Below are 26,973 nucleotides of genomic sequence, written 5' to 3'. Positions count from 1 at the left end.
GGGGTTACTCCACGCTCGCTGGAGCGGCGTTGATCTGTTGTTCCATGACTTGTTTTTCTACCTCGATGGCAGGTTTGGTATCCGGCTTGACCCACCAGGTCGTGGTGCCGATGTCATAGGTCGGCGTGACGGTTGGATGGCCGATGTGGTTCCAGTAGGCCACGCGCCAGGTCTTGATGTGCCAGTTGGGGATCACGTAGTAGCCCCATTGCAGCACCCGGTCCAGTGCCCGCGCGTGGGCCACCAGGCTCTTGCGTGAATCGGCGTTGATCAGTTGCTCAACCAGTTGATCGATGGCCGGGTCCTTCAGGCCCATGGTGTTGCGGCTGCCAGGTTTGTCCGCGGCGGCCGACATCCAGAATTCGCGCTGCTCATTACCCGGTGAGCTGGATTGCGGGAAGCTGCCTACCACCATGTCGAAATCCCTGGAGCGAACGCGGTTGATGTACTGGGACACGTCCACCCGGCGAATGACCAGTTCGATGCCCAGGTCGCTCAGGTTGCGCTTGAACGGCAGCAGCACCCGCTCGAACTCGGTCTGGGCCAGCAGGAACTCCAGCACCACCGGTTTGCCTTGGGCATCGACCATCTTGTCGTTGACGATGCGCCAGCCGGCTTCTTGCAGCAATTGGTAGGCCTTGCGCTGTTGGTCGCGGATCATGCCGCTGCCGTCGCACACCGAAGGCTGGAAGGCGTCGGTGAAGGCCTGCTCGGGAATCTTGCCGCGCAGGGGGTCGAGAATCTTCAACTCGTCTTCGCCAGGCAGGCCGGTGGCGGCCATTTCCGAATTTTCGAAATAGCTGCGAGTGCGCGCGTAAGCGCCGCTGAACAGTTGCTTGTTGGTCCACTCGAAATCCAGCAGCAGGCTCAAGGCCTTGCGTACCCGCACATCCTGGAAGATCGGCCGGCGCAGGTTGTAGACAAAGCCTTGCATGCCGGTAGGGTTGCCGTTGGCGATCTGTTCCTTGATCAAGCGGCCTTCGCTTACGGCCGGGATGTTGTAGGCGTTGGCCCAGTTCTTGGCGCTCATTTCCAGCCAGAAATCGAACTGCCCGGCCTTGAGCGCTTCGACCGCCACGGTGTTGTCGCGGTAGTAATCGGTGGTCAACACGTCGAAATTGTAGAAACCACGGTTGACCGGCAGGTCCTTGCCCCAATAGTCCTTCACTCGCTCATAGCGGATCGAGCGTCCGGCTTTCACCTCGGTGACTTTGTACGGACCGCTGCCCAGGGGGATCTCCAGGTTGCCTTTGTTGAAGTCGCGATCGGCCCACCAGTGTTTGGGCAATACCGGCAGTTGGCCGAGGATCAGCGGCAGTTCGCGGTTGTTGGTGTGCTTGAACTTGAACAGTACCTTGAGCGGCTCTTCGGCGATGACTTCGGCAACGTCGTTGTAATAGCCGCGGAACATCGGTGCGCCGTCCTTGGTCAGGGTCTGGAAGCTGAAGACGACGTCTTCGGCGCGCACCGGATGGCCGTCGTTGAAGCGGGCTTCGGGTCGCAGGTAGAAACGCACCCAGCCATTGTCCGGGGCCTTCTCGATTTTTTCGGCGATCAGGCCGTATTCGGTAAAGGGTTCGTCCAGGCCTTGCTTGGCCAGGGTGTCGTAGATCAGGCCGATGTCATCGGCCGGTACGCCTTTGCTGATGAACGGGTTGAGGCTGTCGAAGCTGCCAAACCCGCCCTGGCGGAATATCCCGCCCTTGGGCGCATCGGGGTTCACGTAATCGAAATGCTTGAAATTGGCTGGGTATTTCGGCGGTTCGTTGTACAGGGTCAAGGCGTGCTGCGGCGCGGCACAGGCCAGCCCGGCGAATAACAGGCTGCTGGCCTGCAGGAGCAGGGTGCGAAAAGGCTTCATTGATCTTTCTCCGAAGATTTCAGCCACCATGCGCTCAGGCCCAGGGTGTAGGGCGGCGTGGTGACGAAGGCGAACCGGTTGCGGTACGCCAGGCGATGATAGTTGAGATACCAGTTGGGGATGCAGTAGTGCTGCCACAGCAGCACGCGGTCCAGGGCTTTGCCGGCGGCGACCTGTTCGTCGCGGGTGCGGGCGGCCAGCAGTTTCTCCAGCAGGTGATCGACCACCGGATTGGCGATCCCCGCGTAGTTTTTGCTGCCCTTGACCCCGACCTGGCTGGAATGGAAGTACTGCCATTGCTCCAGGCCCGGGCTGAGGGTCTGGTTCAAGGTCAGCAGGATCATGTCGAAGTCGAACTGGTCCAGGCGTTGCTTGTACTGGGCGCGGTCCACCGTGCGCAGCCGGGCTTGGATACCGATACTGGCGAGGTTTTCAACGTAGGGTTGCAGGATGCGCTCCAGGTTCGGATTCACCAACAGGATCTCGAAGCTCAGGGGCTGGCTGTCGGCGTTCACCAGGCGCTGGCCGTTGAGGGTCCAGCCGGCTTCCTTCAATAAGCCCAAGGCTTTGCGCAGGGTTTCCCGGGGGATGCCGCGACCGTCGGTCTTTGGCAGGCTGAAGGGCTCGGTGAGCAGTTTGAGCGGCAATTGTTCACGGTAGGGCTTGAGCAGCAGCCATTCATGGCCCACTGGTAGGCCGCTGGCGGAGAATTCGCTGTTGGGGTAATAACTGAGGGTACGCTTGTAGGCGCCGCTGAACAGCGTGCGGTTGGTCCACTCGAAATCGAACATCAGCCCCAGGGCTTCGCGCACCTTGACCTCGGCAAAGGTGTTGCGCCGGGTGTTCATGAACAGGCCCTGGGTCTGGGTCGGGATCTGGTGGGGGATCTGCGCCTTGATCACATCGCCGCGGTTGATTGCCGGGAAGTCATAGCCGTTGGCCCAATTCTTGGCCTGGTGTTCGATGTAGATGTCGAATTCACCGGCCTTGAAGGCTTCGAAGGCCACTTCGCTGTCGCGGTAGAACTCCACCTCCATCCGGTCGAAGTTGTATTTGCCGCGATTGACCGGCAGGTCCTTGGCCCAATAATCCTTGACCCGTTCGAACACCAATTGGCGACCTGGCTGCACCTTGGTGATGCGGTAAGGCCCGCTGCCCAAGGGCGGCTCGAACGTGGTGGCCTTGAAGTCGCGGTCTTTCCAGTAATGCTGGGGCAGCACCGGCAACTCACCCAGGCGCAGGATCAGCAGCGGATTGCCCGCGCGTTTGAAGACAAAGCGGATTTTCAGCGGGTTGAGAATGTCGACCCGCAGCACTTCCTGCAGGTTGGTGCGGTATTGCGGGTGGCCGTCCTTGAGCAGCGTGCGGTAGGAGAACGCGACGTCATAGGCGGTAATCGGCACGCCATCGTGAAACCGCGCTTCGGGGCGCAGGTTGAACACCACCCAGCTGCGGTCCTCGCTGTACTCCACCGACTGGGCGATCAGGCCGTAGCTCGACGTCGGCTCATCGCCGGACGGTGCGTATTGGCCGGTGCCCACCATCAGTGGTTCGTTCAGCTCGTTGATGCCGTATTGCAGGAAATTTGGTGTGGAAACCGGGCTGCTGCCCTTGAATGTATAGGGATTGAGCGTATCGAAGGTGCCGAATGCCATGACCCGCAAGGTACCGCCCTTGGGCGCTTGCGGGTTGACCCAGTCGAAGTGGGTGAATCTGGCCGGGTACTTGAGCGTGCCGAACTGCGCATAGCCATGGCTTTCGCTGATGGTTGCGCTGGCGGGGGAGCTCAAGGCCAGGCTGATCAGGAGCAGGAGGAGGGGACGTATCAAGTCTGAGATCCGATCCAGGCGGCTTGGGCTTTTATGGCCTGTACAGTAACAGCTTGTATCGGCAGGAAAAAGGCGGAGCGTTGTGGACGCTTGATCGTTCCCTCGCTCCTGAGTGGGAATGCCGCCCGGGACGCTCCGCGTCCCTGTGACGCAGAGCGCCGATGGATGCGTGCCCACGCAGAGCGCGGGTACGATCATTGTCGATCAGTGCGGGGAGTAGACCGTCAGCATCTGCCCAGGCTTGAGTGCCTTGCCCATTCGTGGATTCCAGCGCTTGAGGTGCTGCATTTCCACGTTGAAGCGCTTGGCGACCACATACAGCGAGTCACCCTGCTGGACCTTGTACTGCGTCTGCTTGTTTTTATCGCTCTTGGTGTTGGCGGCTACCACGGTGCTGATGCGCTTGCCGGTGGTCTTGGTGGGCTTGGTGTCTTGCATCACCAGGGTCTGGCCGACCTTGAGTTTGTTGCCACTGAGCTTGTTCCAGCGTTGCAGGTCCTTGGTCTGGACATTGTTGGCCTTGGCGATCTGGGCCAGGTTTTCGCCGCGCTTGACACGGTAGGTGCGTCTTGCGCCTTCCACTTCGCTGTCGTCGACGTTTTCAAAAACCGGTTTGAGCGAACGCTGGCTGATCAGCTCTTCGGGACGCATGGTCGACAGGCTGGCGGTCAGCAACTGGGCCTTGGATGTCGGCACCAGCAGGTGCTGCGGGCCGTCGATGGTGGTGCGCTGCTTGAAGGCCGGGTTGAGCTGGAACAGTTCGTCTTCGTCGATGTTGGCCACCGCCGCAACCTTGGACAGGTCCATGCGCTGGTTGATTTCGACGACCTGGAAATAGGGTTCGTTGGCGATCGGATTGAGGTTCACGCCGTAGGCATCGGGCGACAGTACGATCTGGGACAGTGCCAGCAACTTCGGCACATAGGCCTGGGTTTCGCTGGGCAGCGGCAGGTTCCAGTAATCGGTGGGCAGGCCGAGCTTTTCGTTGCGCTCGATGGCGCGGCTGACCGTGCCTTCACCGGCGTTATAGGCCGCCAGCGCCAGCAACCAGTCGCCGTTGAACATGTCGTGCAGGCGCGTCAGGTAATCCATGGCGGCCGTGGTGGAAGCAGTGATGTCGCGACGCCCGTCATAGAAACGGGTCTGGCGCAGGTTGAAGTAACGCCCCGTGGACGGGATGAACTGCCACAGCCCTACCGCGTTGGCCCGTGAATAGGCCATGGGGTTGTAGGCGCTTTCGATCACCGGCAGCAGCGCCAGCTCCAACGGCATGTTGCGTTCTTCGAGGCGTTCGACGATGTAATGGATGTACAGGCTGCCGCGCTCGCCGGCGTTTTCCAGAAAGGACGGGTTACTGGCGAACCACAGGCGCTGTTGTTCGATACGTGGATTGACGCCGGCGGTTTCTTGAAGCTGGAAGCCCTGGCGCATGCGTTCCCAGACATCCTGGGGCGCTTGGGGGCTGGGTTTTTCACTGAGCCAGACAGGTTTCTGCTTGGCGCGGGCGGCGATATTCGGCGTGTGGGCCGCGTCGGTCTGCGGCACCTGGCTCGTGCTCTGGCAGCCCGCCAGTGTCGCGGACACAGCCACCGCAATGGCTTGAGCCAAGCGGGTCAATGTGTCTGACTGGGCGGACCTGCGTATAGATGACGACATTGGCTGGAAGTAAGTTCCGGGCAAAAATGTCGGCCGATTCTAGGAAGCGCACCCCAACAGGTCAACCATTCAGAATTTTTATATCAATCGATAGCTTCCTTAGAACTTATCTTTCCAAGCCCTCAAGGCCGCAAAAACCTCGCTCGGCGTCTCGTTACGCTGGCCGTTCCGTTCGTCTGCTTTTTGTTTAACGGATGTTTCAGCGGTGCGCAGGAACGGGTTGGTGAGCTTTTCCAAGGCGAGGGTCGAGGGCAGTGTCATGACGCCTTCGTTGCGTTGCCGGCTGACTTTTTCCAGACGGGCGGCAATGTCCGGATTACCCGGTTCCACCGCAGTGGCGAACTTCAGATTGCTGAGGGTGTATTCATGGGTGCAGTAGACCAGCGTATCTTCGGGCAGGGCGGCAAGGCGACTGAGCGAGTGGTGCATTTGCGCAGGCGTGCCTTCGAAGAGCCGGCCGCAACCGGCGGCAAACAGGGTATCGCCACAGAACAGCAGGCCATGGTGATAGTAGGCGATATGCCCCAGGGTGTGTCCGGGCACCGCGTAGACATCGAAGTCCATGCCGAGCACGCTAAGCGTGTCGTTGTCACTGAGCGCCACATCCCGGGCCGGGATGTTTTCGCTGGCCGGGCCGTAGACGGTGGCGTGCGTCGCGTTTTTCAGCGCCTCGACACCGCCGACATGGTCATGGTGATGGTGGGTGACCAGTATGTCGCTCAAGGCCCAGCCCGGATGGGCGTCGAGCCAGGCGTGCACCGGTGCGGCGTCACCCGGGTCGACGACAGCGCAGCGTTGGGTCGCGTGGTCCTGTAACAACCAGATGTAGTTATCGGTGAACGCGGGCAGGGCACTGATCTGTATCATCGCGGAATTCGCCAAGCGGAAAACAAAGGCGCATCTTAGAACTTCCTGACGCGTTGGAGAATGCAATGACCGATAAAGCGTTCGCTCAGGCTGATCCTGACTGGCTGGCGCTGATCAGCGCGGCCCGTGACTGGTTGTCCGGCCCTGTCGGGCAATTTTTGCTGGAAGAAGAACGGCGCATGCTCGAAGACGAGCTGGGCCGGTTTTTTGGTGGCTACCTGGTGCATTACGGGCCTTCGGCACAGACGCCGCCGTCGGCGCCGCAGGTGCAGCGCAACGTGCGCCTGGGCGCACCATTGCCCGGGGTAGAGATCGTCTGCGAGGAGCAGGCCTGGCCCTTGAGCGAGCATGCCGCCGACGTGGTGGTGCTGCAGCATGGCCTGGATTTCTGCCTGTCCCCCCACGGTTTGCTGCGTGAAGCTGCCAGCAGCGTGCGCCCCGGCGGGCACCTGCTGATCATTGGCATCAATCCTTGGAGCAGTTGGGGGTTGCGTCACGTGTTCGCCCACGACGCTCTGCGCCAGGCCCGCTGCATCTCGGCCTCGCGGGTCGGCGACTGGCTCAACCTGTTGGGCTTCGCGCTGGAGAAACGCCGCTTCGGGTGCTATCGTCCGCCGCTTGCGTCGCCCAAGTGGCAGGCCCGGTTGGCCGGCTGGGAGCGCAAGGCCGGTGACTGGCAACTGTCCGGCGGCGGTTTCTATCTGTTGGTGGCGCGCAAGATCGCAGTTGGGCTGCGTCCGGTGCGCCAGGTGCGACGCGAGCCGATGGGCAAGCTGATTCCCTTGCCGATGGCCAAGGTCAATCGTCGCCACATCGAGCCGTAACCCTTTTCTGATGGTCTGGCTTCGGGCGTTGTCGCCCCGATTGGCAGGCCTGTGCATTTTTTCTGGATAGATTGGCATGAGCGATAGCGTAGAACTCTTCACTGATGGCGCCTGCAAGGGCAACCCTGGCCCTGGCGGCTGGGGGGCGTTGCTGGTGTGCAAGGGCGTGGAGAAGGAACTCTGGGGCGGCGAAACCAACACTACCAACAATCGCATGGAACTGATGGGCGCCATCCGCGGCCTGGAAGAGCTCAAGCGGCCCTGCGATGTGCTCCTGGTGACCGACTCGCAGTACGTGATGAAGGGCATCAACGAGTGGATGGCCAATTGGAAGAAGCGCGGCTGGAAGACGGCCGCCAAGGAGCCGGTGAAAAACGCCGACCTCTGGAAACAGCTGGATGAGCAGGTCAACCGCCACAACGTTACCTGGAAATGGGTACGCGGCCACATCGGCCACCACGGCAACGAACGGGCCGACCAACTGGCCAACCGTGGGGTGGATGAGGTGCGGGGCTTCAAGCAGGCTTGAGCGCGCATATGCTTGAGCTATCCAAATCCCAGTCGCCTGGGTTGGGGGACACGCCAGCGTTGGAGGGCTGGCGTGGCTCGTGCCTATGGCGTTCCAGAGATACTAACGGCAGGTGTCTCTATAGGCTTCCACGGTTTAAACGGCTTGCCAGCTGGGCCTTGCTCCGAGAGTGTGATCCTGCGTCCAATGTCATAACCTAAAGCGCGATGACCATTTACTTGTGTCCTAGGGTAGTTAATATCTTTAGTCGCTACTTGAGGGAAGCGATCACACTCACCCATCCAGTTGCCTTTACAGGCTGACACTCCCTGCATGTAGAGCCAAACTGCTTCGCAAGAAAAGTCACTGTCGCCGTCGCAGCCCGTTAGCTTCGTACCCCATTCAGGATTTGGAGGCATGGCTGCATAGTTTGTCGATAACTTTACATATAACACACGAATTCTATTTTCCGATGTGCAGCCCTGAGTCGGGCAGATATCAAAACGGAAAAAAGGGTTGGCGTTGATAAAGTCAAAATCAATGTCTCTTCGAGAGAAGGTTTCGCAGGCGCCCGAATCTAGAAATTTATCAGGAATAGTTGGGGTTCCCTCTACTTTGTAAAACGTTAACCCTTCCTCTTTGCCGAGATGACAGCGCAAGCGCTGTAAGGCATCGAAGACAGCCATTCGTTTGTCCCCAGAGCTCGTCGCTTCGTGTTCGGCGTCGATGGTGATGATGTTTTTTACCCGCCTTTTAACTAACGCGTACATGCCGAGGTTTTCCGAGTGTCCGCCGTCGCTTAGGTAGACCGAGTCTCGAGTCTCGTCATATTTTTGATTGGCAGCGAAGTAAAATGGAAAGGGCAGCGCCTTATGCCAAGCGCGTGTAGTTGGCTCTACACGAGGATTTGCCATATACCTTCCTAGCGAAAGATTCAATGCGTCAGCCGTCGCATCCAACCCCACGTAGACCAATGGTAGATCGGATAGCTTTAATGCATCTACGGCGGCTCCCGACATCATGACGGCTTCGGAAAGTTCAGGGGCCTTGGCAGGGTGGCAGGGCACCCCGTAGGTTTCTCTATTTTGCTGGTCTTGATAATCGCAGTACCCAAAAGCGGTATTACCGTAGGCCAGCGGTGAGAACTCATACACAACGCTCGCCAGGTCAGAGTTAAAGCCAGCGAAATCTGACGTGCGCAGCCATTCGACACTACCCCCATAAGCGGCCGTCGCATTAATTATGAAAAATGGTATTTCGCCGCGTTTTGCGGCTTCGGCCAGTTCTCCATAGCTTGGCGGTGCGGTTTCTAAAGTTGAATGCCAGCTTGCTGGATAGGCGCCAAATGTTCGCTCTATTCCGTTTTTATAGGCTGACTCCCATGGGTTAAGATTGATTTGCCATCTAAAAATTCCATTGGCCAGAATGTTAAGTGGAACAGAGGGGATCCAGAGGGCTGAGCGCCCGGCTATCTCGGCGGTATAGACGCTCTTGTCAATGAATTCGCCGTAGTATGAATCTTGTGATCGAGTGATCAGGTAGCTGTTATTTTCTATGTAGGTTTGAAACCGCCTGCTTGTTTGGTCTGCGTTGTGCGGCCTGGCTAAGGGTTCGAGGTCTGGGGTGTCTCTTGTTGCTTCGTAGACGTAATAACTTTTGAATAGCTCATCGGGAGAGGCATTTTGTTCTTGATAATTTGCCAGGCCATAAAGATGGTTGGTAAGCCATAGATTGGCATAGCTGCCTCCCGAGACCGAGGAAACAATATCTATCTGGTCTAGTATTCCCTGCTTATGCAGTCCCGCGAGAACACCTATCGAAAATGTAGCGGATCGCATTCCTCCGCCCGATAATGAAAGCCCTAGCTCTGGTCGATATCCTGAAATTTCCTTGCCTGTGCAGGTGTCGTTAGCTGGAGTGGGGAGGGTCTTGAGTTGTTGGCGATAAGACCTGAGATGGCAGTTTTCAGCAGCCCTTAAAGTTGCGCTTCTTTCTTCATAGCGCGCGGGATCTGGTATTTCTCCGTCGGTGCGACCAAGATCGGGTTTGTCGTCGACTGATGCGCAACCGGACAATAATGCAAGAGTGAAAGTCGCTAATTTGGCGTTGCCAAAAATTGACATTCCGTACTCAGGTTGAGAGTGGTGAGACATGTCACGCTCCTTATGATTTCTGGCAGCTTCAACGGCCAGTTATTTCAGGCTAGCACTGGTGTGGCGCTATGCCATTATCTAGCGACGGCGCGGTTGTCGTATGAGTAAGAGGGGCTCGAAGCTGATTTTCAGGGGGTGTTTGACGAAGCGGGGCCTGCTGCGATCGATGTATGCTTTCAAGCAAGTCAGCTTCATCGTTACGTGAGCGTGTTAACATCCGCGCTTTTGCAAGCATGCCCGTTGAGAGCTGAGCACTGATGGCCAACAGATCTGTTGTACTGGATACCGAAACCACCGGCATGCCGGTGACCGATGGTCACCGGATTATCGAAATCGGCTGTGTCGAGCTGATCGGTCGGCGCCTGACCGGTCGCCATTTCCACGTTTACCTGCAGCCGGATCGCGAAAGTGATGAAGGCGCCATTGGCGTGCACGGCATCACCAACGAGTTCCTGGTGGGCAAGCCACGTTTCGCCGAAGTGGCCGATGAGTTCTTCGAATTCATCCAAGGCGCGCAGTTGATCATCCACAACGCCGCGTTCGACGTGGGGTTCATCAACAACGAATTTGCCTTGATGGGCCAGCACGACCGGGCCGACATCACCCAGCATTGCACGATTCTCGATACCCTGATGATGGCTCGGGAACGGCACCCGGGGCAGCGCAACAGCCTCGATGCCTTGTGCAAGCGCTACGGCGTCGACAACTCCGGCCGTGAACTGCACGGCGCCTTGCTCGACTCCGAGATCCTGGCCGACGTCTACCTGACCATGACCGGCGGCCAGACCAGCTTGTCCCTGGCCGGCAACGCCTCGGACGGTAACGGTACCGGCGAAGGCTCGGGCAACCAGGCCACGGAAATCCGTCGTTTGCCCGCTGACCGCCAGCCATCGCGGGTCATCCGTGCCAGTGAAAGCGACCTGGCTGAACATGCCGCGCGTCTGGAAGCTATCGCCAAGTCCGCCGGTGCTCCGGCACTGTGGACGCAGTTGGTCGAGGCGCAGGCCGCGGCGAACGGATGAAACTTTCCTTGTGGGAGCGAGCTTGCTCGCGATAGCGGTGGTTCAGCTTGCGCCATTGCCAAATGTGCCGCCGCCATCGCGAGCAAGCTCGCTCCCACAGAGTTATCCATCGTTCATTTCTCGCCACAATCGCCAGTACCTTCTAACCTGAGGTAACAGGCAGGCTATGGATCCCGCTTGATGCATGAAGATTTGAAAGACACGGGCAATGGATGGCACCACGCCGTTGGTTGTCTCAAGGAATGAGGACCTTCCCCAGTATGCAACCGGTCATGAATCCCAAGCACCCCGGGTTGTCGGTGCGCGTCGTCGATGACGGCTTTGCCGCCTACATCTGGGGCAGTGATTTCAGCTTCGAGGTCAGCGACTACGGCACGGCGCAGGTTGGCCGGCCGGTGAGCCAATGGCCGGTGACGCCCATTGTTCCCTACCGCAAGTGCTATGGCATCGACCCAGAAGAGTTCAGCAGCTTTCGCAATGCCCCCGACAGCGAAATCTTCATGGCCTATCTCGACGACCAGCCGGTAGGGCATCTGGTGGTCAGTACCAACTGGAACGGTTTCGCCCACATCGATGAACTTGCGGTGCATGCGCCAGCGCGGCGCCACGGAGTGGCCAAGGCGCTGCTCGACGTCGCGCATTTCTGGAGCCGCAAGAAAAAACTGCCAGGGATCATGCTGGAAACCCAGAACAACAACCTGGGTGCCTGCCGGCTCTATGAACGTTGTGGTTATGTGCTCGGTGGTATCGATCACCTGCGCTATCGCGGCATTGACCGACATACCGCCGAAGTGGCGTTGTTCTGGTATCGGCTGTTCGACGATCCGCTGGGCATGTCGATCAGTGGCCCAACAACGCCTCGGCTTGTTCCGTGACCCGCTCCAGCAGCGATTGAACGGCGGGCGTGGGCGTCGTGCCGTTCAGGCTCAACGCATAGAGACCAATCGGGATGGCGGGCGACACCGGGCAAACGTCCAGGCCGCCGTCCTTGGCGCCTGAGGCGGTAAAAGGATCGACGATGGCAAGACCTTCGCCGGCCTCGACCATGGCGCGCATCATCTGATGTGTCTGGACGCGGATCTGGATCACCGGTGCCGGGCGCAGCGCTGCCAGCTTATGCTCGAAGGCGGGGCTCAACGGGTCGTGGCCATCCAGCCCCACCAACGACTGACCCGCCAGATCCTGAAGCGAAATGTATTTTTGCCGCGGTTGCAGCCAGCCGTGGGGCGCGAGCAATTGCAATTTGCCTTGGGCAATCATCTGGCAATGGATGTCGGGGTGTTCTGGGTCGTGCAAACTCAACCCCAGGTCGCTTTCACGCAGCAGCAGGCTGTGGACGATGTCGCGGGTCGGTTGGCTGAGCAGGGTGCAAGGCGCATCCGGATGACGTCGACGCAAGGCGGCAATGCTCTGGGGCAACAATTGTTGGGCCAGCGGTGGGGTGCAAATTACTCGCAGGGGAGGTGCCTGATAGTGCTTCAGGCTACTGGCCAGTCGCTGCACCGGTTCGAGGGTGTCATACACCCGCGTGATGCTGTCACGCAGCTCAAGGGTCTCTCGGGTGGCCTGCAACCGCCCACGTACACTGGCGAACAGCATGAAGCCCAGTTGCGCCTCAGCGTCGCGTAGAATCGCCTCGACCTCCGCTACCGACAGTTGCAGCCATTCGGCCGCCGTGCCGAGGTGGCCGGTCTGCAGCAGCGCCTGGATCACTTCGATGTGGCGTAAACGCATGCAAGAAGTCCATGTTCGGCGGGTAAGCCATTGAGTGGCTGAATCCTAACCCAAGTCCGGGCACGACTTCTGCTCATAACAACCGTTTACAAGGCGATTTGCGTTTCAGTAGGTGTTTGAGCCTGCAGTGGCGTTTCCGGCTCACGCGTCAATTCGATTTGCGACTGCACCAGCACGAATTTGCCGTCGTCGAGTTTATTGACGCGATCACCGATCGCCAACTTATAGGTAGTGACAGGCTCCTTGCCGTTTCCGTCCGGCGACGGGGTCGATTCCTGAAACTCATGCACTGAATAGACGCGACCTTCGGCGTCCCGCGCATGAAATTGTCCGACAAGTACTGCTGCCATTGCTTAGAACCTCTGGAAATAGATCACTCGATTTGCGGTTCTGTAGACCCTGGTCAAGCGCGGTAAGTTTTCCTACAAGAAAAAAATAGTCCAGTCGGCCGGTTTTCGTCGCTCCGCTGGTCCAATTGTGATGCCGATCATCTATAACTACAGGCTCCTTTGAGCCGACAGTCGAGAAGCCTCTCATGAGTAATGTCTACACAGTGGCCGTTTTGGTGGGCAGCCTGCGCAAGGCATCGATCAACCGCAAGGTGGCACTGGCGCTGGCGGAGCTGGCACCAGCCAATCTGAAACTGAACATCGTTGAAATCGGCGAGTTGCCGCTCTACAACGAAGACATTGACGTGACACCACCACCGGCAGCCTACAGTACTTTCCGTCAGCAGGTGGGCGCGGCCGACGCATTGTTGTTCGTCACGCCGGAATACAACCGTTCAGTACCAGCGCCGATGAAAAATGCCATCGACGTCGGCTCGCGTCCTTACGGCCAGAGTTGCCTGAGTGGCAAGCCGGGGGCGGTGATCAGTGCATCGCCGGGTGCCATCGGTGGTTTTGGCGCCAACCATCATTTGCGCCAGTCCCTGGTTTTCCTCGATGTGCCTTGCATGCAGCAGCCGGAAGCCTACCTGAGCGGCGCCGGGACGGCGTTTGACGAGGCGGGTAATCTGTCGGAATCCGTGAGGCCGTTCCTGCAGAAATTCATCGACGCCTATGGCAAGTGGGTCGAGCAACACAAAAAGGCCTGATGGCCCCGGTATGCCAGGCAATCACCTGTGGCGGAGGGGATAAATCCCCCTCGCCACAGGTTCATCATGTCTCCGGTCCAAACAGTGCATCCGGTAAATCCAAATCCCCGCTTTACTGAATATTCGAATTTCCATATATTCGCCCTTCGCTCATCCAGACATTTCCTTGCCATGTCCGACCCCCACAATCCTGTCGAAGTCTTCAAGGCGCTGGCCGACGACACCCGAACCCGCATTGCGTTGCTGGTGGTTCGTGAAGGCGAGTTGTGTGTCTGTGAGCTCACCGCTGCGCTGGGCCTGAGCCAGCCGAAAATCTCCCGGCATCTGGCCCAGCTGCGTAACGCTGGCCTGCTCAGCGACCGGCGCCAAGGGCAGTGGGTTTACTACCGTCTGCATCCGCAGTTGCCGTCCTGGGTCAGCACCCTGCTGGAGCAGGCATTGGCGGCCAACACGGCTTGGCTGACGGCGGATGTGCAACGTTTGAGCGCGATGACTGACCGTCCGGTGGCGCGTTGCTGCTGATCTCTTCTTTTCAATCCCTCTTTCAAGGCTGTTGCGCATGCTCATCGCGTCGTTGATTTTCCTGCTGACCATTACCCTGGTGATCTGGCAGCCCAAGGGGCTTGGCGTCGGCTGGAGCGCGACGTTCGGTGCGTTGCTGGCCTTGCTGAGCGGGGTGGTGCAGGTCGGAGACATTGCGCTGGTGTGGCAGATCATCTGGAACGCCACCGGTACCTTTGTCGCGTTGATCATCATCAGCCTGTTGCTGGATGAGGCGGGGTTCTTCGCCTGGGCGGCCCTGCATGTGGCCCGCTGGGGCCGGGGCAGTGGGCGCAAGCTGTTTGCGTTCATGGTGCTGCTGGGCGCTCTGGTGTCGGCGCTGTTCGCCAATGACGGGGCGGCGCTGATCCTGACGCCCATCGTGATTTCGATGCTGCTGGCGCTGCGTTTTTCTCCGGCGGCGACCCTGGCGTTCGTGATGGGCGCCGGTTTCATCGCCGACAGCGCGAGCCTGCCGCTGGTGGTGTCGAACCTGGTAAACATTGTCTCGGCGGACTTCTTCGGCATCGGTTTCAACCGCTACGCGGCGGTCATGGTGCCGGTGAACCTGGTCAGCGTGGCCGCCAGCCTGGCGATCCTGCTGTGGTTCTTTCGCCGCGACATCCCGCGTGACTACGACCCGCATCAACTGGACGACCCTGCGAGCGCGATCCACGACACGGCAACGTTCTATGCCGGTTGGGCAGTGCTGGTGATCCTGCTGTTGGGCTGCTTTGCCCTGGAACCGCTGGGGATTCCCATCAGCGCCATTTCGGCGGTCTGTGCCGCGTTGCTGCTGGCGATTGCCGCCCGTGGCCACAAGATATCTACCCGTAAAGTGATGAAAGAAGCACCGTGGCAGATCGTGATCTTCTCCCTGGGCATGTACCTGGTGGTCTACGGCCTGCGCAACGCCGGGCTGACCGGCTACCTGGCCCACTGGCTCGATGGCTTCGCTGAATACGGCGTATGGGGCGCGGCCATGGGTACCGGGCTGTTGACGGCGCTGCTCTCGTCGATCATGAACAATCTGCCGACGGTGCTGATCGGTGCCTTGTCCATCGACGCCAGCCAGGCCACCGGGGTGGTGAAGGAAGCGATGATCTACGCCAACGTCATCGGCAGTGACCTGGGCCCGAAAATCACCCCGATCGGCAGCCTCGCGACCTTGCTGTGGCTGCACGTGCTGGCGCGCAAGAATATCCAGATCGGCTGGGGGTACTACTTCAAGGTCGGGATCGTGCTGACAGTACCGGTGCTGCTGGTGACGTTGGCGGCGTTGGCTTTGCGGTTGTCTATCTAGACCGAGTTGGTCTCATCGCGAGCAAGCTCGCTCCCACAGGGTATGTGCAGATCATCAATTCTGTAAGCAACACAACTGCACTGTGGGAGCGAGCTTGCTCGCGATGAGGCGTTGACAGGCACCACCAGGCTCACCCATTCCCTGGCACGTCCGGCCAAGGATCAGCCACCAGGAACACCCGCTCGGCCTCTTCCCACTCGCCCTCGGCATTTTCAGTCAGGCGCACCATCAGTTGCGCCGGCGCCATCGGGTCGAGGTCCATTCGCCAGGCGTCCAGTTGCGCAGTGCTCCAGGTCTGCTCCGCCGGATAATGGGCCGGGGCCAGCCAGGCGGCGCGGGGCAGGGGTTGCCAGCGCCCCGGTGGACGCTGGGCGACGAATGCTGGCCAATCGCGCTGGTGCAGCCAACTGCCCCGCAAATGCCGGGGGTGTGCACCGGTCGGCGGGTCGGCGTGACCCGGCCAGGGGTAAAGCAGGTAGCCGCCAAGCCAGAGCTCGGAGCGAAACGCCTCGAGGCCGGCCGGTTCAATGCCCAAGGCCGCCAGTGCCTCGCGGCTTTCCGGGCGCGCCGAGATCGGTAGCTGATGCTCGTGCAAATGGGCCAGTTTACGGTCGAGCCGGTCATGGCAGCCCGGGCCAAGCCACTGTGCAGTGTCCTGGCCATTACCGTTCTGGGGGCCGAGGTACAACTTGATCGCCAATTCCAGATGATGGATTCCGTCGCCATCGCGCAACAGCAGGTCCAATTCGCCCAGTGTATGACCTTCGTGACGGATCGGCAGGTTCGCGGCGATCAGCTCGATGCCCGGGGCGTGTTGTACGGCGAATTGCCACAGCCTTTCGTAATACAGGCCCAGGCGTCGCGTGCGCCCTTGGGACAAGCAGTGCAACAGCGGGTAGCTGTCACGGTCCAACTGCCGCAGCCAGTGTTCCAATCGATGGGGATCCTGCACCCAGTCACTGCCGGTCAAGGGGTGGCGCTGGGGCCAGGGGGTGTCGATGAGCATCGGCGGGGCAAGTATCGCCCACGCCAGATCGCGCACTTCGGCATGGTGCAGGCGGCGGGGCAAGTCCAGCAATTCAGGAAACAGGATCATGTTGCGAGCATAGCCGTTGCGGCGAAGGCTTAAAGAATTTTGTCTATGGAGCGCTTTCGCCCATAATCGTGGTTTTCGCCCGCCGCAGACCTTCGCAGGAGCCTCATGGAGCAATTTCGCAATATCGGCATCATCGGTCGCCTGGGCAGTTCGCAGGTGTTGGATACCGTTCGCCGTCTCAAACGTTTCCTCCTGGAGCGGCACCTGCATGTGATCCTCGAAGATACCATCGCCGAAGTGTTGCCGGGTCATGGCCTGCAGACTTCGTCGCGCAAGATGCTCGGCGAAGTCTGTGACATGGTGATCGTGGTCGGCGGCGATGGCAGCCTGCTGGGCGCGGCCCGGGCCCTGGCGCGGCACAACATCCCGGTGCTGGGGATCAACCGCGGCAGCCTGGGTTTTTTGACCGATATCCGTCCTGACGAGCTGGAAACCAAGGTCGCCGAGGTGCTGGACGGCCATTACCTGGTGGAGAATCGCTTCCTGCTCCAGGCTGAGGTACGCCGTCACGCCGAGGCCATCGGCCAGGGCGATGCCCTCAACGACGTGGTGCTGCACCCTGGCAAATCCACGCGCATGATCGAGTTCGAGCTGTACATCGACGGCCAGTTCGTCTGCAGCCAGAAGGCCGACGGCCTGATCGTCGCCACCCCCACCGGCTCCACGGCCTATGCGCTTTCCGCCGGCGGCCCGATCATGCACCCCAAGCTCGACGCTATTGTGATTGTGCCTATGTACCCCCATACCTTGTCTGGGCGACCCATTGTGGTCGATGGCAACAGTGAGCTGAAAATCGTCGTGTCCAAGGATATGCAGATCTACCCGCAAGTGTCCTGTGACGGTCAGAACCATTTTACCTGCGCGCCGGGTGACACCATCACCGTCAGCAAGAAGGCGCAGAAGCTGCGCCTGATCCATCCGCTGGATCACAATTACTACGAAGTCTGCCGGACCAAGCTCGGCTGGGGCAGTCGACTGGGGGGTGGAGGCGACTGATGCTCGATCCCTCGCGCAGTTACGACCTGATCGGCGACGTGCACGGATGCGCCCTGACCCTGGAACACCTGCTGGACCAACTCGGTTACCACAAGCAGGGCGGCGTCTGGCGGCATCCGTCACGCATGGCGGTATTCCTGGGGGACATCATCGACCGGGGCCCGCGCATCCGCGAGGCGCTGCACATAGTCCATGACATGGTCGTGGCCGGCCAGGCGCTGTGCATCATGGGCAACCACGAATTCAATGCCCTGGGCTGGAGCACGCCGGCGCTGCCGGGCAGTGGCCAGCGCTACGTGCGCGAACACACGCCGCGCCATGCCCGCCTGCTCAACGAAACCCTGACCCAGTTCGAGCAGCATCCCGGTGACTGGCAGGATTTCCTCAAGTGGTTCTACGAGTTGCCGTTATTTGTCGATGCTGGCCGTTTCCGGGTGGTGCATGCCTGTTGGGACGCCGGCCTGATCGAACCTCTGCGAGGCCTGTTTCCCGATGGCTGCGTCGACGAGCATTTCCTCCAGGCTTCAGCGCAGGCGGGTAGCTTTGCCTGCACGGTGTTCGATCGTTTGCTGCGCGGCACGGACATGCGCCTGCCCCATGGCTTGACCCTCACCGGCGGCGACGGCCTGACCCGTTCGTTCTTCCGGACCAAGTTCTGGGAAGACAACCCACAGACCTACGGCGATATCGTGTTTCAGCCCGACGCCTTGCCTGAACCGGTGGCCCGCACGCCGTTGTCTCCGGATGAAAAAAACAACCTGCTGCGCTATGGCGAGCATGAACCGCTGTTGTTCGTCGGCCACTATTGGCGCAGCGGCAAACCCGCGCCGATCCGCCCGAACCTCGCGTGCCTGGACTACAGCGCGGTGCTCTACGGCAAGTTGGTGGCGTATCGCCTGGACCAGGAAACCCGCCTGGATCCGCACAAATTTGTCTGGGTCGATGTCGAGCGGCCGGAGGTGTTGCAGTGAGTGTCGTCGCGGTATTGCGCCTGCCCCTGGCGGTGGACTTGAGTGGCTTCGTCAAGCTGCTGCAGCGTATGCAGGTGCCTCATCGGGTCAGTGAAGAGGCGGGCGAGCAGGTGCTCTGGGTGCCGGATGAAATCAGCGAAGACGTGCGTTCGTTGTACGCACGCTTCCCTGCCGGTGATCCCGAACAACAGCTGGAATTGCCCACCACTGGCGGCACGTCGCGACGGCCCGGTTTCATCCAGCAACTGATCCGCAGCCCGATCACCGCGCTGGTGCTGCTGTTGAGCCTGATCGTCAGTGCCGTGACCCTGCTGGGGGATAATCTGGAGGCGCTGCGTTGGCTGACTTTCCTGGAGTTTCGCGTCGTCGGCGACTATATCCAGTTCACGCCGCTGGCCGACAGCCTGGCGGCGGGGCAGTGGTGGCGCCTGGTGACACCGATGCTGGTCCACTTCGGTTTCCTGCACATTGCCATGAACGGCATGTGGTATTGGGAGTTGGGACGGCGGATCGAAGCCCGGCAGGGCGGTATCAACCTGCTGGGGCTGACGCTGCTGTTCAGTCTTGTGTCCAATTTCGTCCAGTACTTTTTCAGCGGGCCGACCCTGTTTGGCGGCTTGTCCGGTGTGCTGTACGGCCTGCTGGGGCATTGCTGGATCTATCAATGGCTGGCACCGAACCCGGCTTATCACCTGCCCCGTGGGGTGCTGGTGATGATGCTGGTGTGGCTGGTGTTGTGCCTGTCCGGGTTGGTCTCGCTGATCGGTTTCGGCGAAATCGCCAATGGTGCCCATGTTGGTGGGCTGCTCATCGGTTGCTTCACAGGTTTGTTGGGCGGGCTGTTCGCTCGCCGTAAAATGGCCCTCTGACTGGCGTCTGTGCCTCTTGAATATGCGCGATTGCGCGGAGAATCCATGTCCTCGTTCAACGAAATGATCAAAAACATCACCCCTGACATCTACCAAAGCCTGAAACTGGCGGTGGAAATCGGTAAATGGGCCGATGGCAACAAGCTCACCGCCGAGCAGCGCGAGCTGTCGCTGCAGGCGATGATCGCCTGGGAGATCCAGAACCTGCCTGAAGAAGAACGCACCGGCTACATGGGCCCGCAGGAGTGCCAGTCGAAGGCGACTGAAGTGCCGAATATCCTGTTCAAGTCGGACGCCATCCATTGATCGAGATTGGCCGCGGTGCAATCAGCAAGATGTCGGCGCGCCTTGACGGGGCGACCGTTCAGTACGCCTTTCGCCTGGGCGATACCGAGGTGCCGGTCAACCCGTTGATTGGCAGCACGGTACGCCTGGAGTTTCTCGGTGCGATCCACTGCAGCCATTGCGGGCGCAGGACCAAGACCAGCTTCAGCCAGGGCTATTGCTACCCTTGCATGACCAAGCTGGCCCAGTGCGACGTGTGCATCATGAGCCCCGAGCGCTGCCATTTCGAGGCGGGCACCTGCCGCGATCCGGCCTGGGGCGAGCAGTTCTGCATGACCGATCATGTGGTCTACCTCGCCAACTCCTCGGGCGTGAAGGTCGGCATTACCCGTGCCACACAATTGCCGACCCGCTGGCTGGACCAGGGCGCCAGCCAGGCGCTGCCGATCCTGCGGGTCGCCACGCGTCAGCAATCGGGGTTTGTCGAAGACCTGTTCCGCAGCCAGGTGGCGGACAAGACCAACTGGCGAGCGCTGCTCAAGGGCGACGCCGTGGCGGTGGATCTGCCTCAGGTCCGCGATGCGCTGTTTGAAAGCTGCGCCCAGGGATTGCAAGGCTTGCAGGAACGATTTGGCTTGCAGGCGATCCAGACCATAGCGGACGTCGAGCCTATCGAGATCCGTTATCCGGTGGAGCAATACCCGGCCAAGATCGTCAGTTTCAACCTGGACAAGAACCCGATTGCTGAAGGCACGCTGCTGGGGATCAAGGGCCAGTACCTGATTTTCGACACCGGCGTGATCAACATTCGTAAATACACGGCCTACCAGCTCGCCGTGCATCAGTAGAAGGACTCGACCCATGCGCACCGAACAACCGAAGATGATCTACCTGAAGGACTATCAGGCCCCCGAATACCTGATCGACGAGACGCACCTGACCTTCGAGTTGTTCGAGGACCACAGCCTGGTCCATGCGCAACTGGTGATGCGCCGCAACCCCGAGCGCGGGGCCGGGCTGCCACCCCTGGTGCTCGATGGCCAGCACCTGGAGCTGGTCTCGCTCAAGCTCGACGACGCGGACCTGGGGCAGGGCGATTACCAGCTGGACGACAGCCACCTGACCCTGCAACCCAAGGCCCAGGCCTTTACGGTCGACACCACCGTCAGGATCCATCCGGAAACCAACACCGCCCTGGAAGGCCTGTACAAGTCCGGCAGCATGTTCTGCACCCAGTGCGAGGCCGAAGGTTTCCGCAAGATCACCTATTACCTCGACCGCCCGGACGTGATGAGCAAGTTCACCACCACCGTGGTGGCCGAGCAGCACAGCTATCCGGTGCTGCTGTCCAACGGCAACCCGATTGCCAGCGGCCCCGGCGAAGACGGCCGCCACTGGGCGACCTGGGAAGACCCGTTCAAGAAGCCGGCCTACCTGTTTGCCCTGGTGGCCGGTGACCTGTGGTGCGTCGAAGACACCTTCACCACCCTGAGCGAGCGCAGCGTGGCGCTGCGCATCTATGTCGAGCCAGAAAACATCGACAAATGCCAGCACGCCATGACGAGCCTGAAGAAGTCGATGCGCTGGGACGAAGAAGTGTATGGGCGTGAATACGACCTGGACATCTTCATGATCGTTGCGGTCAACGATTTCAATATGGGCGCGATGGAGAACAAGGGCCTCAACATCTTCAACTCCAGCGCCGTGCTGGCCCGCGCCGAGACCGCCACCGATGCCGCGCACCAGCGGGTCGAGGCGATCGTGGCCCACGAATACTTCCACAACTGGTCAGGCAACCGCGTGACCTGCCGCGACTGGTTCCAGCTGTCGCTCAAGGAAGGTTTTACGGTGTTCCGCGATGCCGGGTTCTCGGCCGACATGAACTCCGCCACCGTCAAACGCATCCAGGACGTGGCTTACCTGCGCACCCACCAGTTCGCCGAGGACGCTGGTCCCATGGCCCACCCGGTGCGGCCGGACAGTTTTATCGAGATCTCCAACTTCTACACCCTGACCGTGTACGAAAAGGGCTCGGAAGTGGTCGGCATGATCCACACCCTGCTGGGGGCTGAGGGGTTCCGCAAGGGTAGCGATTTGTACTTCGAACGCCATGACGGCCAGGCCGTGACCTGTGATGACTTCATCAAGGCCATGGAGGATGCCAATGGCGTCGACTTGACTCAGTTCAAGCGCTGGTACAGCCAGGCCGGTACCCCACGGTTGTCGGTGAGCGAGTCCTACGACGCTGCGGCCAAGACCTACAGCCTGACTTTCCGCCAGAGTTGCCCGCCGACCCCGGACAAGCAGGAAAAGCTGCCGTTCGTGATTCCAGTGGAACTGGGCCTGCTCGACAGCAAGGGCGCTGAAATCCCGCTGCGCCTGGCCGGGGAAACAGCCGCAAGCGGCACATCCCGAGTGATCTCGGTGACCGAAGCCGAGCAGACCTTCACCTTTGTCGACATCGCCGAACAACCCTTGCCATCGCTGCTGCGTGGCTTCTCGGCACCGGTGAAACTGAGCTTCCCGTACAACCGCGACCAGTTGATGTTCCTGATGCAGCACGACAGCGACGGTTTCAATCGCTGGGATGCCGGACAGCAATTGTCGGTGCAGGTGTTGCAGGATCTGATCGCCCAGCATCAGAAGGGGGCGAGCCTGACGCTGGATCCTCGCCTGGTCAGCGCCTTGCGCACGGTGCTGTCGGACGAATCCCTGGACCAGGCCATGGTCGCCGAAATGCTCTCGCTGCCAGGCGAGGCGTATCTGACCGAAATCAGCGAAGTGGCTGACGTCGAGGCGATCCATGCCGCTCGTGAATTCGCCCGCCAGCAGTTGGCCGAGAACCTGTTCGAAGCCCTGTGGCTGCGCTATGAAGCCAACCGCGACCTGTCCAAACGCACGCCGTATGTGGCCGAGGCCGAGCATTTCGCCCGTCGTGCATTGCAGAACATCGCGCTGTCGTACCTGATGCTCACCGACAAGCCTGAAGTGCTGAGCGCGACCCTGGAGCAGTTCGACACGGCTGACAACATGACTGAGCGCCTCACGGCGCTGGCGGTGCTGGTCAATTCGCCGTTCGAGGCCGAGAAGGCCAAGGCCCTGGAAGTGTTTGCGGAAAACTTCAAGGGCAACCCACTGGTCATGGACCAATGGTTCAGCGTCCAGGCCGGCAGCCCGTTGCCCGGTGGCCTGGCGCGGGTCAAGGCGCTGATGGAGCATCCGGCGTTCAATATCAAGAACCCGAACAAGGTGCGCGCGCTGGTCGGTGCGTTCGCCGGGCAGAACCTGATCAACTTCCACGCCGCCGACGGTTCGGGTTATCGCTTCCTGGCGGACCTGGTGATCCAGCTCAACGGCTTCAACCCGCAGATCGCCTCGCGACAACTGGCCCCGCTGACTCGCTGGCGCAAATACGACAGCGCCCGCCAGGCGCTGATGAAAGCCGAACTGGAACGCATCCTGGCGTCCGGCGCGCTCTCCGCCGATGTGTTCGAGGTGGTGAGCAAGAGTCTGGCGTGATCTTGATGCCGCGGTCTGCCTGGCGGACCGCGGTGTCTTCATCGCGAGCAAGCTCGCTCCCACAGGGATTGCTGATCGTTCCCACGCAGAGCGTGGGAACGATCAGTATGCTTCACCGCTATAGTTACTCAGCCATCACGCCACCGAATACCCTGCCATTCACCCCCTGCGCCAACCCTCCCGGTTAACAAAAGATAACGTGGCGTCGATTGTCAGACCTTTCGAAAGCCCGATAGGATAGGTCAGCTTCCGAAGTGGCTCTAGATTGCAGGTTTCAGGACTATGCTCCAGAAACGGCAACCCTGATGAGCCCGCTTACGGCGCCCTGAAAGGTTGAATGACCGCACAATAATAATGGGGGAAAGGTCTATGAATGAGCCTGTCATGGCTGTGGGCTGTTGTCGCCCGCCGGTGCTGCGCCGAGTCGCGTTGCTGGCTGCGGTGCTCTCGCTGCTGGGCTCTGCTGTGTTGTCGGCGCCGGTGATGGCCGTTGCGGCCTCGACGTCCGATGTCATCTACGCCGTCGAATCGGCCAAGGCCAGCAAGACCCTGATGCTCGATGTGGTCCACGCCGGCCAGCGCCTGGTGGCGGTCGGTGATCGCGGGCACATTGTCTATTCCGACGACCAGGGCAAGTCCTGGTCCCAGGCCAAGGTGCCGACTCGCCAACTGCTCACCGCAGTATTTTTCGTCGATGACAAACACGGCTGGGCCGTGGGGCATGACGCACAGATCCTCGCCAGTGACGACGGTGGCAGCACCTGGACCAAGCAATTCGAAGACCTCGCCCGTGAATCGCCGCTGCTGGATGTCTGGTTCAAGGACGCCAGCAACGGTTTTGCCGTGGGTGCCTACGGCGCGCTGCTCGAAACCACCGATGGCGGCAAGCACTGGGAAGACGCCAGCGACCGCCTCGACAACGAAGACCAGTTCCACCTCAACGCGATCGCCGCCGTGAAAGACAGCGGGCTGTTCATCGTTGGCGAGGCCGGCAGCATGTTCCGCTCCGCCGACTGGGGCCAGACCTGGGAAAAGGTCGAAGGCCCGTACGAAGGTTCGCTGTTCGGTGTCATTGGCACCGCCGAACCCTCGACGCTGTTGGCCTACGGCCTGCGCGGCAACCTTTATCGCTCCACTGACTTCGGCAGCACCTGGGAACAGGTCGAGCTCAAGGCCGCTCGGGGCGCCCTGGAGTTCGGTCTTTCAGGGGCCACGTTATTGCCGGACGGTTCCATCGTGATTGTCGGCAACGGTGGCAGCGTGGTGCGCAGTACCGATGACGGCGTGACGTTCAGCGTATTCAACCGCCCGGATCGGATTTCCGTGGCAGCCGTCACCGCAGCGGGCAACGGCAACCTGATCCTGGCGGGGCAAGGGGGCGTGCGCGCCACCACGTCCACCGGCGCCGAACTGAGCAAATGAGTCACGCCTGCAAGACGGGCATAAAAACAACAAGGCGGACCCCATGAGCAGTCATCATCAAGACAAGGCGACGTTCCTCGAACGCCTGATTTTCAACAACCGCCCGGCAGTGATCATCATTTGCCTGCTGGTCAGCATTTTCCTGTTCTGGCAGGCCACGCTGATCCGGCCGTCCACCAGTTTCGAAAAAATGATCCCCCTCGAGCACCCATTCATCCAGAAGATGCTCGAGCACCGCAATGACCTGGCGAACCTGGGCAACACGGTGCGGATTTCCGTGGAAGCCACCAACGGTGACATCTTCTCCAAGGAATACATGGAGACCCTGCGCCAGATCCACGACGAGGTCTTCTACATCTCCGGCGTCGACCGCTCCGGGCTCAAGTCGCTGTGGAGCCCGAGCGTGCGCTGGACCGAAGTGACGGAGGAGGGCTTTGCTGGCGGCGAGGTGATCCCCCAGAGCTATAACGGCTCGGCCGACAGCCTCGACCTGTTGCGCAACAACGTGCTCAAGTCCGGCCAGGTCGGACGCCTGGTGGCCAACGATTTCAAATCGAGCATCGTCGACATCCCGCTGTTGGAGTCCTACCCGGACCCGCAGGACCAGGGCAAGTTGCTTGCCCTGGATTACCAGAAATTTTCCCACGAGCTTGAAGACAAGATCCGCAACAAGTTCGAAGCGCAGAACCCCAATGTGCAGATCCACATTGTCGGTTTTGCCAAGAAGGTCGGCGACCTGATCGACGGCCTGATCATGGTGGTGCTGTTCTTCGGCGTGGCCTTCGTCATTACCCTGATCCTGTTGTACTGGTTCACCAACTGCATGCGCAGCACCGTTGCGGTGTTGACCACCACCCTGGTGGCAGTGGTCTGGCAACTGGGGCTGATGCATGCGGCCGGTTTCGGCCTCGATCCGTACTCGATGCTGGTACCGTTCCTGATCTTCGCCATCGGCATTTCCCACGGCGTGCAGAAAATCAACGGCATCGCCTTGCAGTCCAGCGAGGCGGACAACGCCCTGACCGCGGCGCGGCGCACCTTCCGGCAGCTGTTCCTGCCGGGGATGATCGCGATCCTGGCGGACGCCGTGGGCTTCATCACCTTGCTGATCATCGACATCGGTGTGATCCGCGAACTGGCCATCGGCGCCTCCATCGGCGTGGCGGTGATCGTGTTCACCAACCTGATCCTGCTGCCGGTGGCGATCTCCTACGCCGGTATCAGCAAGCGTGCGGTCGAGCGCAGCAAGAAAGACGCGACTCGCGAGCATCCGTTCTGGCGCACGTTGTCGAATTTCGCCAGCGCCAAGGTCGCGCCGGTCTCCATTGCCTTGGCGGTGATTGCCTTCGGCGGTGGCCTCTGGTACAGCCAGAACCTGAAGATCGGCGACCTCGACCAGGGCGCGCCGGAATTGCGCCCCGACTCGCGCTATAACCAGGACAACAACTTCATCATCAGCAATTACTCCACCAGCTCCGATGTTCTGGTGGTGATGGTCAAGACCAAGGCCGAGGGCTGCTCGCGCTATGAAGCCATGGCGCCCATCGACGAGCTGATGTGGAAGATGCAGAACACCGAGGGCGTGCAGTCGGCGATTTCCCTGGTGACGGTGTCCAAGCAAATGATCAAGGGCATGAACGAGGGCAACCTGAAATGGGAAACCCTATCGCGCAACCCTGACGTGCTGAACAACTCCATTGCCCGGGCCGATGGCCTGTACAACAACAGCTGCTCCCTGGCGCCGGTGCTGGTGTTCCTCAATGACCACAAGGCCGAGACCCTGGACCGGGCGGTGAAGGCGGTGCAGGACTTTGCCAAGGAAAACAACCGCGACGGCCTGGAGTTCATCCTGGCTGCCGGTAACGCTGGCATCGAAGCGGCCACCAACGAAGTGATCAAGGAGTCGGAACTGACCATCCTGATCCTGGTGTACATCTGCGTGGCGACCATGTGCATGATCACCTTCCGTTCCTGGGCGGCGACGCTGTGCATCGTGCTACCGCTGGTGCTGACCTCGGTGCTGGGCAACGCCCTCATGGCGTTCATGGGCATTGGCGTGAAGGTCGCGACCCTGCCGGTGGTGGCGCTTGGCGTGGGGATTGGCGTGGATTATGGCATCTACATCTACAGCCGCCTGGAAAGCTTCCTGCGTGCCGGATTGCCGTTGCAGGAGGCGTACTACCAGACGCTCAAATCCACCGGCAAAGCCGTGCTGTTCACTGGCCTGTGCCTGGCCATCGGCGTGTGCACCTGGATCTTCTCGGCCATCAAGTTCCAGGCCGACATGGGGCTGATGCTGACCTTCATGTTGCTATGGAACATGTTCGGTGCGTTGTGGCTGCTGCCGGCGTTGGCGCGGTTCCTGATCAAGCCGGAGAAGCTGGCGGGGCAGAAGGGTAATTCGTTGTTTGCGCACTGACCC

General features: G+C 60.3%; 23 protein-coding genes. 15 read left to right on the top strand and 8 right to left on the bottom strand.

Annotated features, from left to right (window positions below):
* Positions 1-4: 4 nt before the first annotated feature.
* The 4 genes from J9870_RS16965 to gloB all read right to left on the bottom strand — a co-directional run bounded on the left by J9870_RS16965 (position 5) and on the right by gloB (position 6,213).
* A complete protein-coding gene (locus J9870_RS16965; protein WP_210639150.1) occupies positions 5-1,861 on the bottom strand; it encodes an extracellular solute-binding protein in 1,857 nt (618 codons plus the stop codon).
* Complete coding sequence (locus tag J9870_RS16960) at positions 1,858-3,687, bottom strand: extracellular solute-binding protein (RefSeq protein ID WP_210645309.1); 1,830 nt, start codon at positions 3,685-3,687, stop codon at positions 1,858-1,860. The genes J9870_RS16965 and J9870_RS16960 overlap by 4 nt, the downstream gene beginning before the upstream one ends.
* Before the next feature lie 207 nt (positions 3,688-3,894).
* On the bottom strand, positions 3,895-5,346 hold the full coding sequence (locus tag J9870_RS16955) for a transglycosylase SLT domain-containing protein (protein WP_210639149.1): 1,452 nt from the start codon (positions 5,344-5,346) through the stop codon (positions 3,895-3,897).
* Positions 5,347-5,445: 99 nt separating this feature from the next.
* Positions 5,446-6,213 (bottom strand): hydroxyacylglutathione hydrolase, encoded by a 768-nt coding sequence (gene gloB / locus J9870_RS16950; protein ID WP_210639148.1) that lies wholly within the window; start codon positions 6,211-6,213, stop codon positions 5,446-5,448.
* A gap of 65 nt (positions 6,214-6,278) precedes the next feature.
* On the opposite strand from gloB, the gene J9870_RS16945 reads away from it, so the two are divergent.
* On the top strand, positions 6,279-7,037 hold the full coding sequence (locus tag J9870_RS16945) for a methyltransferase domain-containing protein (RefSeq protein ID WP_210639147.1): 759 nt from the start codon (positions 6,279-6,281) through the stop codon (positions 7,035-7,037).
* 76 nt (positions 7,038-7,113) lie between these two features.
* The gene (gene rnhA, locus J9870_RS16940) at positions 7,114-7,566 is read left to right on the top strand and encodes a ribonuclease HI (RefSeq protein WP_210639146.1); all 453 of its coding nucleotides are present in this window, start codon (positions 7,114-7,116) and stop codon (positions 7,564-7,566) included.
* 83 nt (positions 7,567-7,649) lie between these two features.
* Here rnhA and J9870_RS16935 read toward each other — a convergent pair whose 3' ends face one another.
* Positions 7,650-9,698 (bottom strand): patatin-like phospholipase family protein, encoded by a 2,049-nt coding sequence (locus J9870_RS16935; protein WP_210639145.1) that lies wholly within the window; start codon positions 9,696-9,698, stop codon positions 7,650-7,652.
* Between the two features lie 257 nt (positions 9,699-9,955).
* On the opposite strand from J9870_RS16935, the gene dnaQ reads away from it, so the two are divergent.
* The gene (gene dnaQ / locus J9870_RS16930) at positions 9,956-10,720 is read left to right on the top strand and encodes a DNA polymerase III subunit epsilon (RefSeq protein WP_210639144.1); all 765 of its coding nucleotides are present in this window, start codon (positions 9,956-9,958) and stop codon (positions 10,718-10,720) included.
* Positions 10,721-10,980: 260 nt separating this feature from the next.
* Positions 10,981-11,595 (top strand): GNAT family N-acetyltransferase, encoded by a 615-nt coding sequence (locus J9870_RS16925; RefSeq protein WP_210639143.1) that lies wholly within the window; start codon positions 10,981-10,983, stop codon positions 11,593-11,595.
* Here J9870_RS16925 and J9870_RS16920 read toward each other — a convergent pair.
* Together J9870_RS16920 and J9870_RS16915 are read right to left on the bottom strand one after the other, a co-directional pair.
* Positions 11,561-12,454: a LysR family transcriptional regulator gene (locus tag J9870_RS16920; RefSeq protein WP_210639142.1), complete on the bottom strand. Its 894-nt coding sequence runs from the start codon at positions 12,452-12,454 to the stop codon at positions 11,561-11,563. The genes J9870_RS16925 and J9870_RS16920 overlap by 35 nt on opposite strands.
* An 86-nt stretch (positions 12,455-12,540) precedes the next feature.
* Positions 12,541-12,804: a hypothetical protein gene (locus J9870_RS16915; RefSeq protein WP_109756041.1), complete on the bottom strand. Its 264-nt coding sequence runs from the start codon at positions 12,802-12,804 to the stop codon at positions 12,541-12,543.
* 185 nt (positions 12,805-12,989) lie between these two features.
* Here J9870_RS16915 and J9870_RS16910 point away from each other — a divergent pair, with 185 nt between their 5' ends.
* The 3 genes from J9870_RS16910 to J9870_RS16900 all read left to right on the top strand — a co-directional run bounded on the left by J9870_RS16910 (position 12,990) and on the right by J9870_RS16900 (position 15,393).
* Positions 12,990-13,550, top strand: coding sequence for an NAD(P)H-dependent oxidoreductase (locus J9870_RS16910; RefSeq protein ID WP_210639141.1), 561 nt, complete (start codon positions 12,990-12,992; stop codon positions 13,548-13,550).
* Between the two features lie 171 nt (positions 13,551-13,721).
* A complete protein-coding gene (locus tag J9870_RS16905) occupies positions 13,722-14,072 on the top strand; it encodes a metalloregulator ArsR/SmtB family transcription factor (protein ID WP_210639140.1) in 351 nt (116 codons plus the stop codon).
* A 37-nt stretch (positions 14,073-14,109) separates the two neighbouring features.
* A complete protein-coding gene (locus tag J9870_RS16900; RefSeq protein ID WP_210639139.1) occupies positions 14,110-15,393 on the top strand; it encodes an arsenic transporter in 1,284 nt (427 codons plus the stop codon).
* Between the two features lie 130 nt (positions 15,394-15,523).
* Here J9870_RS16900 and J9870_RS16895 read toward each other — a convergent pair whose 3' ends face one another.
* Positions 15,524-16,489 (bottom strand): DUF1853 family protein, encoded by a 966-nt coding sequence (locus J9870_RS16895; protein WP_210639138.1) that lies wholly within the window; start codon positions 16,487-16,489, stop codon positions 15,524-15,526.
* Between the two features lie 105 nt (positions 16,490-16,594).
* On the opposite strand from J9870_RS16895, the gene J9870_RS16890 reads away from it, so the two are divergent.
* From J9870_RS16890 to J9870_RS16855, 8 genes are all read left to right on the top strand, one after another.
* Positions 16,595-17,485: an NAD(+) kinase gene (locus tag J9870_RS16890; protein WP_003202709.1), complete on the top strand. Its 891-nt coding sequence runs from the start codon at positions 16,595-16,597 to the stop codon at positions 17,483-17,485.
* Positions 17,485-18,456 carry a metallophosphoesterase gene (locus J9870_RS16885; RefSeq protein ID WP_210639137.1) on the top strand — a complete coding sequence of 324 codons (972 nt, stop codon included), beginning with the start codon at positions 17,485-17,487 and terminating at the stop codon, positions 18,454-18,456. The genes J9870_RS16890 and J9870_RS16885 overlap by 1 nt, the downstream gene beginning before the upstream one ends.
* The gene (locus tag J9870_RS16880; RefSeq protein WP_210639136.1) at positions 18,453-19,325 is read left to right on the top strand and encodes a rhomboid family intramembrane serine protease; all 873 of its coding nucleotides are present in this window, start codon (positions 18,453-18,455) and stop codon (positions 19,323-19,325) included. The genes J9870_RS16885 and J9870_RS16880 overlap by 4 nt, the downstream gene beginning before the upstream one ends.
* A gap of 45 nt (positions 19,326-19,370) precedes the next feature.
* Positions 19,371-19,631, top strand: a complete 261-nt coding sequence (locus J9870_RS16875) for a DUF1315 family protein (RefSeq protein ID WP_186656362.1) — start codon at positions 19,371-19,373, stop codon at positions 19,629-19,631.
* Positions 19,628-20,458, top strand: coding sequence for a DUF2797 domain-containing protein (locus tag J9870_RS16870; RefSeq protein WP_210639135.1), 831 nt, complete (start codon positions 19,628-19,630; stop codon positions 20,456-20,458). The genes J9870_RS16875 and J9870_RS16870 overlap by 4 nt, the downstream gene beginning before the upstream one ends.
* A gap of 13 nt (positions 20,459-20,471) precedes the next feature.
* On the top strand, positions 20,472-23,129 hold the full coding sequence (gene pepN / locus J9870_RS16865; RefSeq protein WP_210639134.1) for an aminopeptidase N: 2,658 nt from the start codon (positions 20,472-20,474) through the stop codon (positions 23,127-23,129).
* A 369-nt stretch (positions 23,130-23,498) separates the two neighbouring features.
* Positions 23,499-24,551, top strand: a complete 1,053-nt coding sequence (locus tag J9870_RS16860; RefSeq protein WP_210639133.1) for a YCF48-related protein — start codon at positions 23,499-23,501, stop codon at positions 24,549-24,551.
* A gap of 43 nt (positions 24,552-24,594) precedes the next feature.
* Positions 24,595-26,970, top strand: coding sequence for an RND family transporter (locus J9870_RS16855; protein WP_210639132.1), 2,376 nt, complete (start codon positions 24,595-24,597; stop codon positions 26,968-26,970).
* Positions 26,971-26,973 lie beyond the last annotated feature (3 nt).

Origin of the sequence: Pseudomonas sp. Tri1, assembly GCF_017968885.1 — a bacterium.
Taxonomy (GTDB): Bacteria; Pseudomonadota; Gammaproteobacteria; order Pseudomonadales; family Pseudomonadaceae; genus Aquipseudomonas.
The sequence above is the reverse complement of the archived record's forward strand: the minus strand, read 5'-3'. Positions and strand labels throughout refer to the sequence as shown.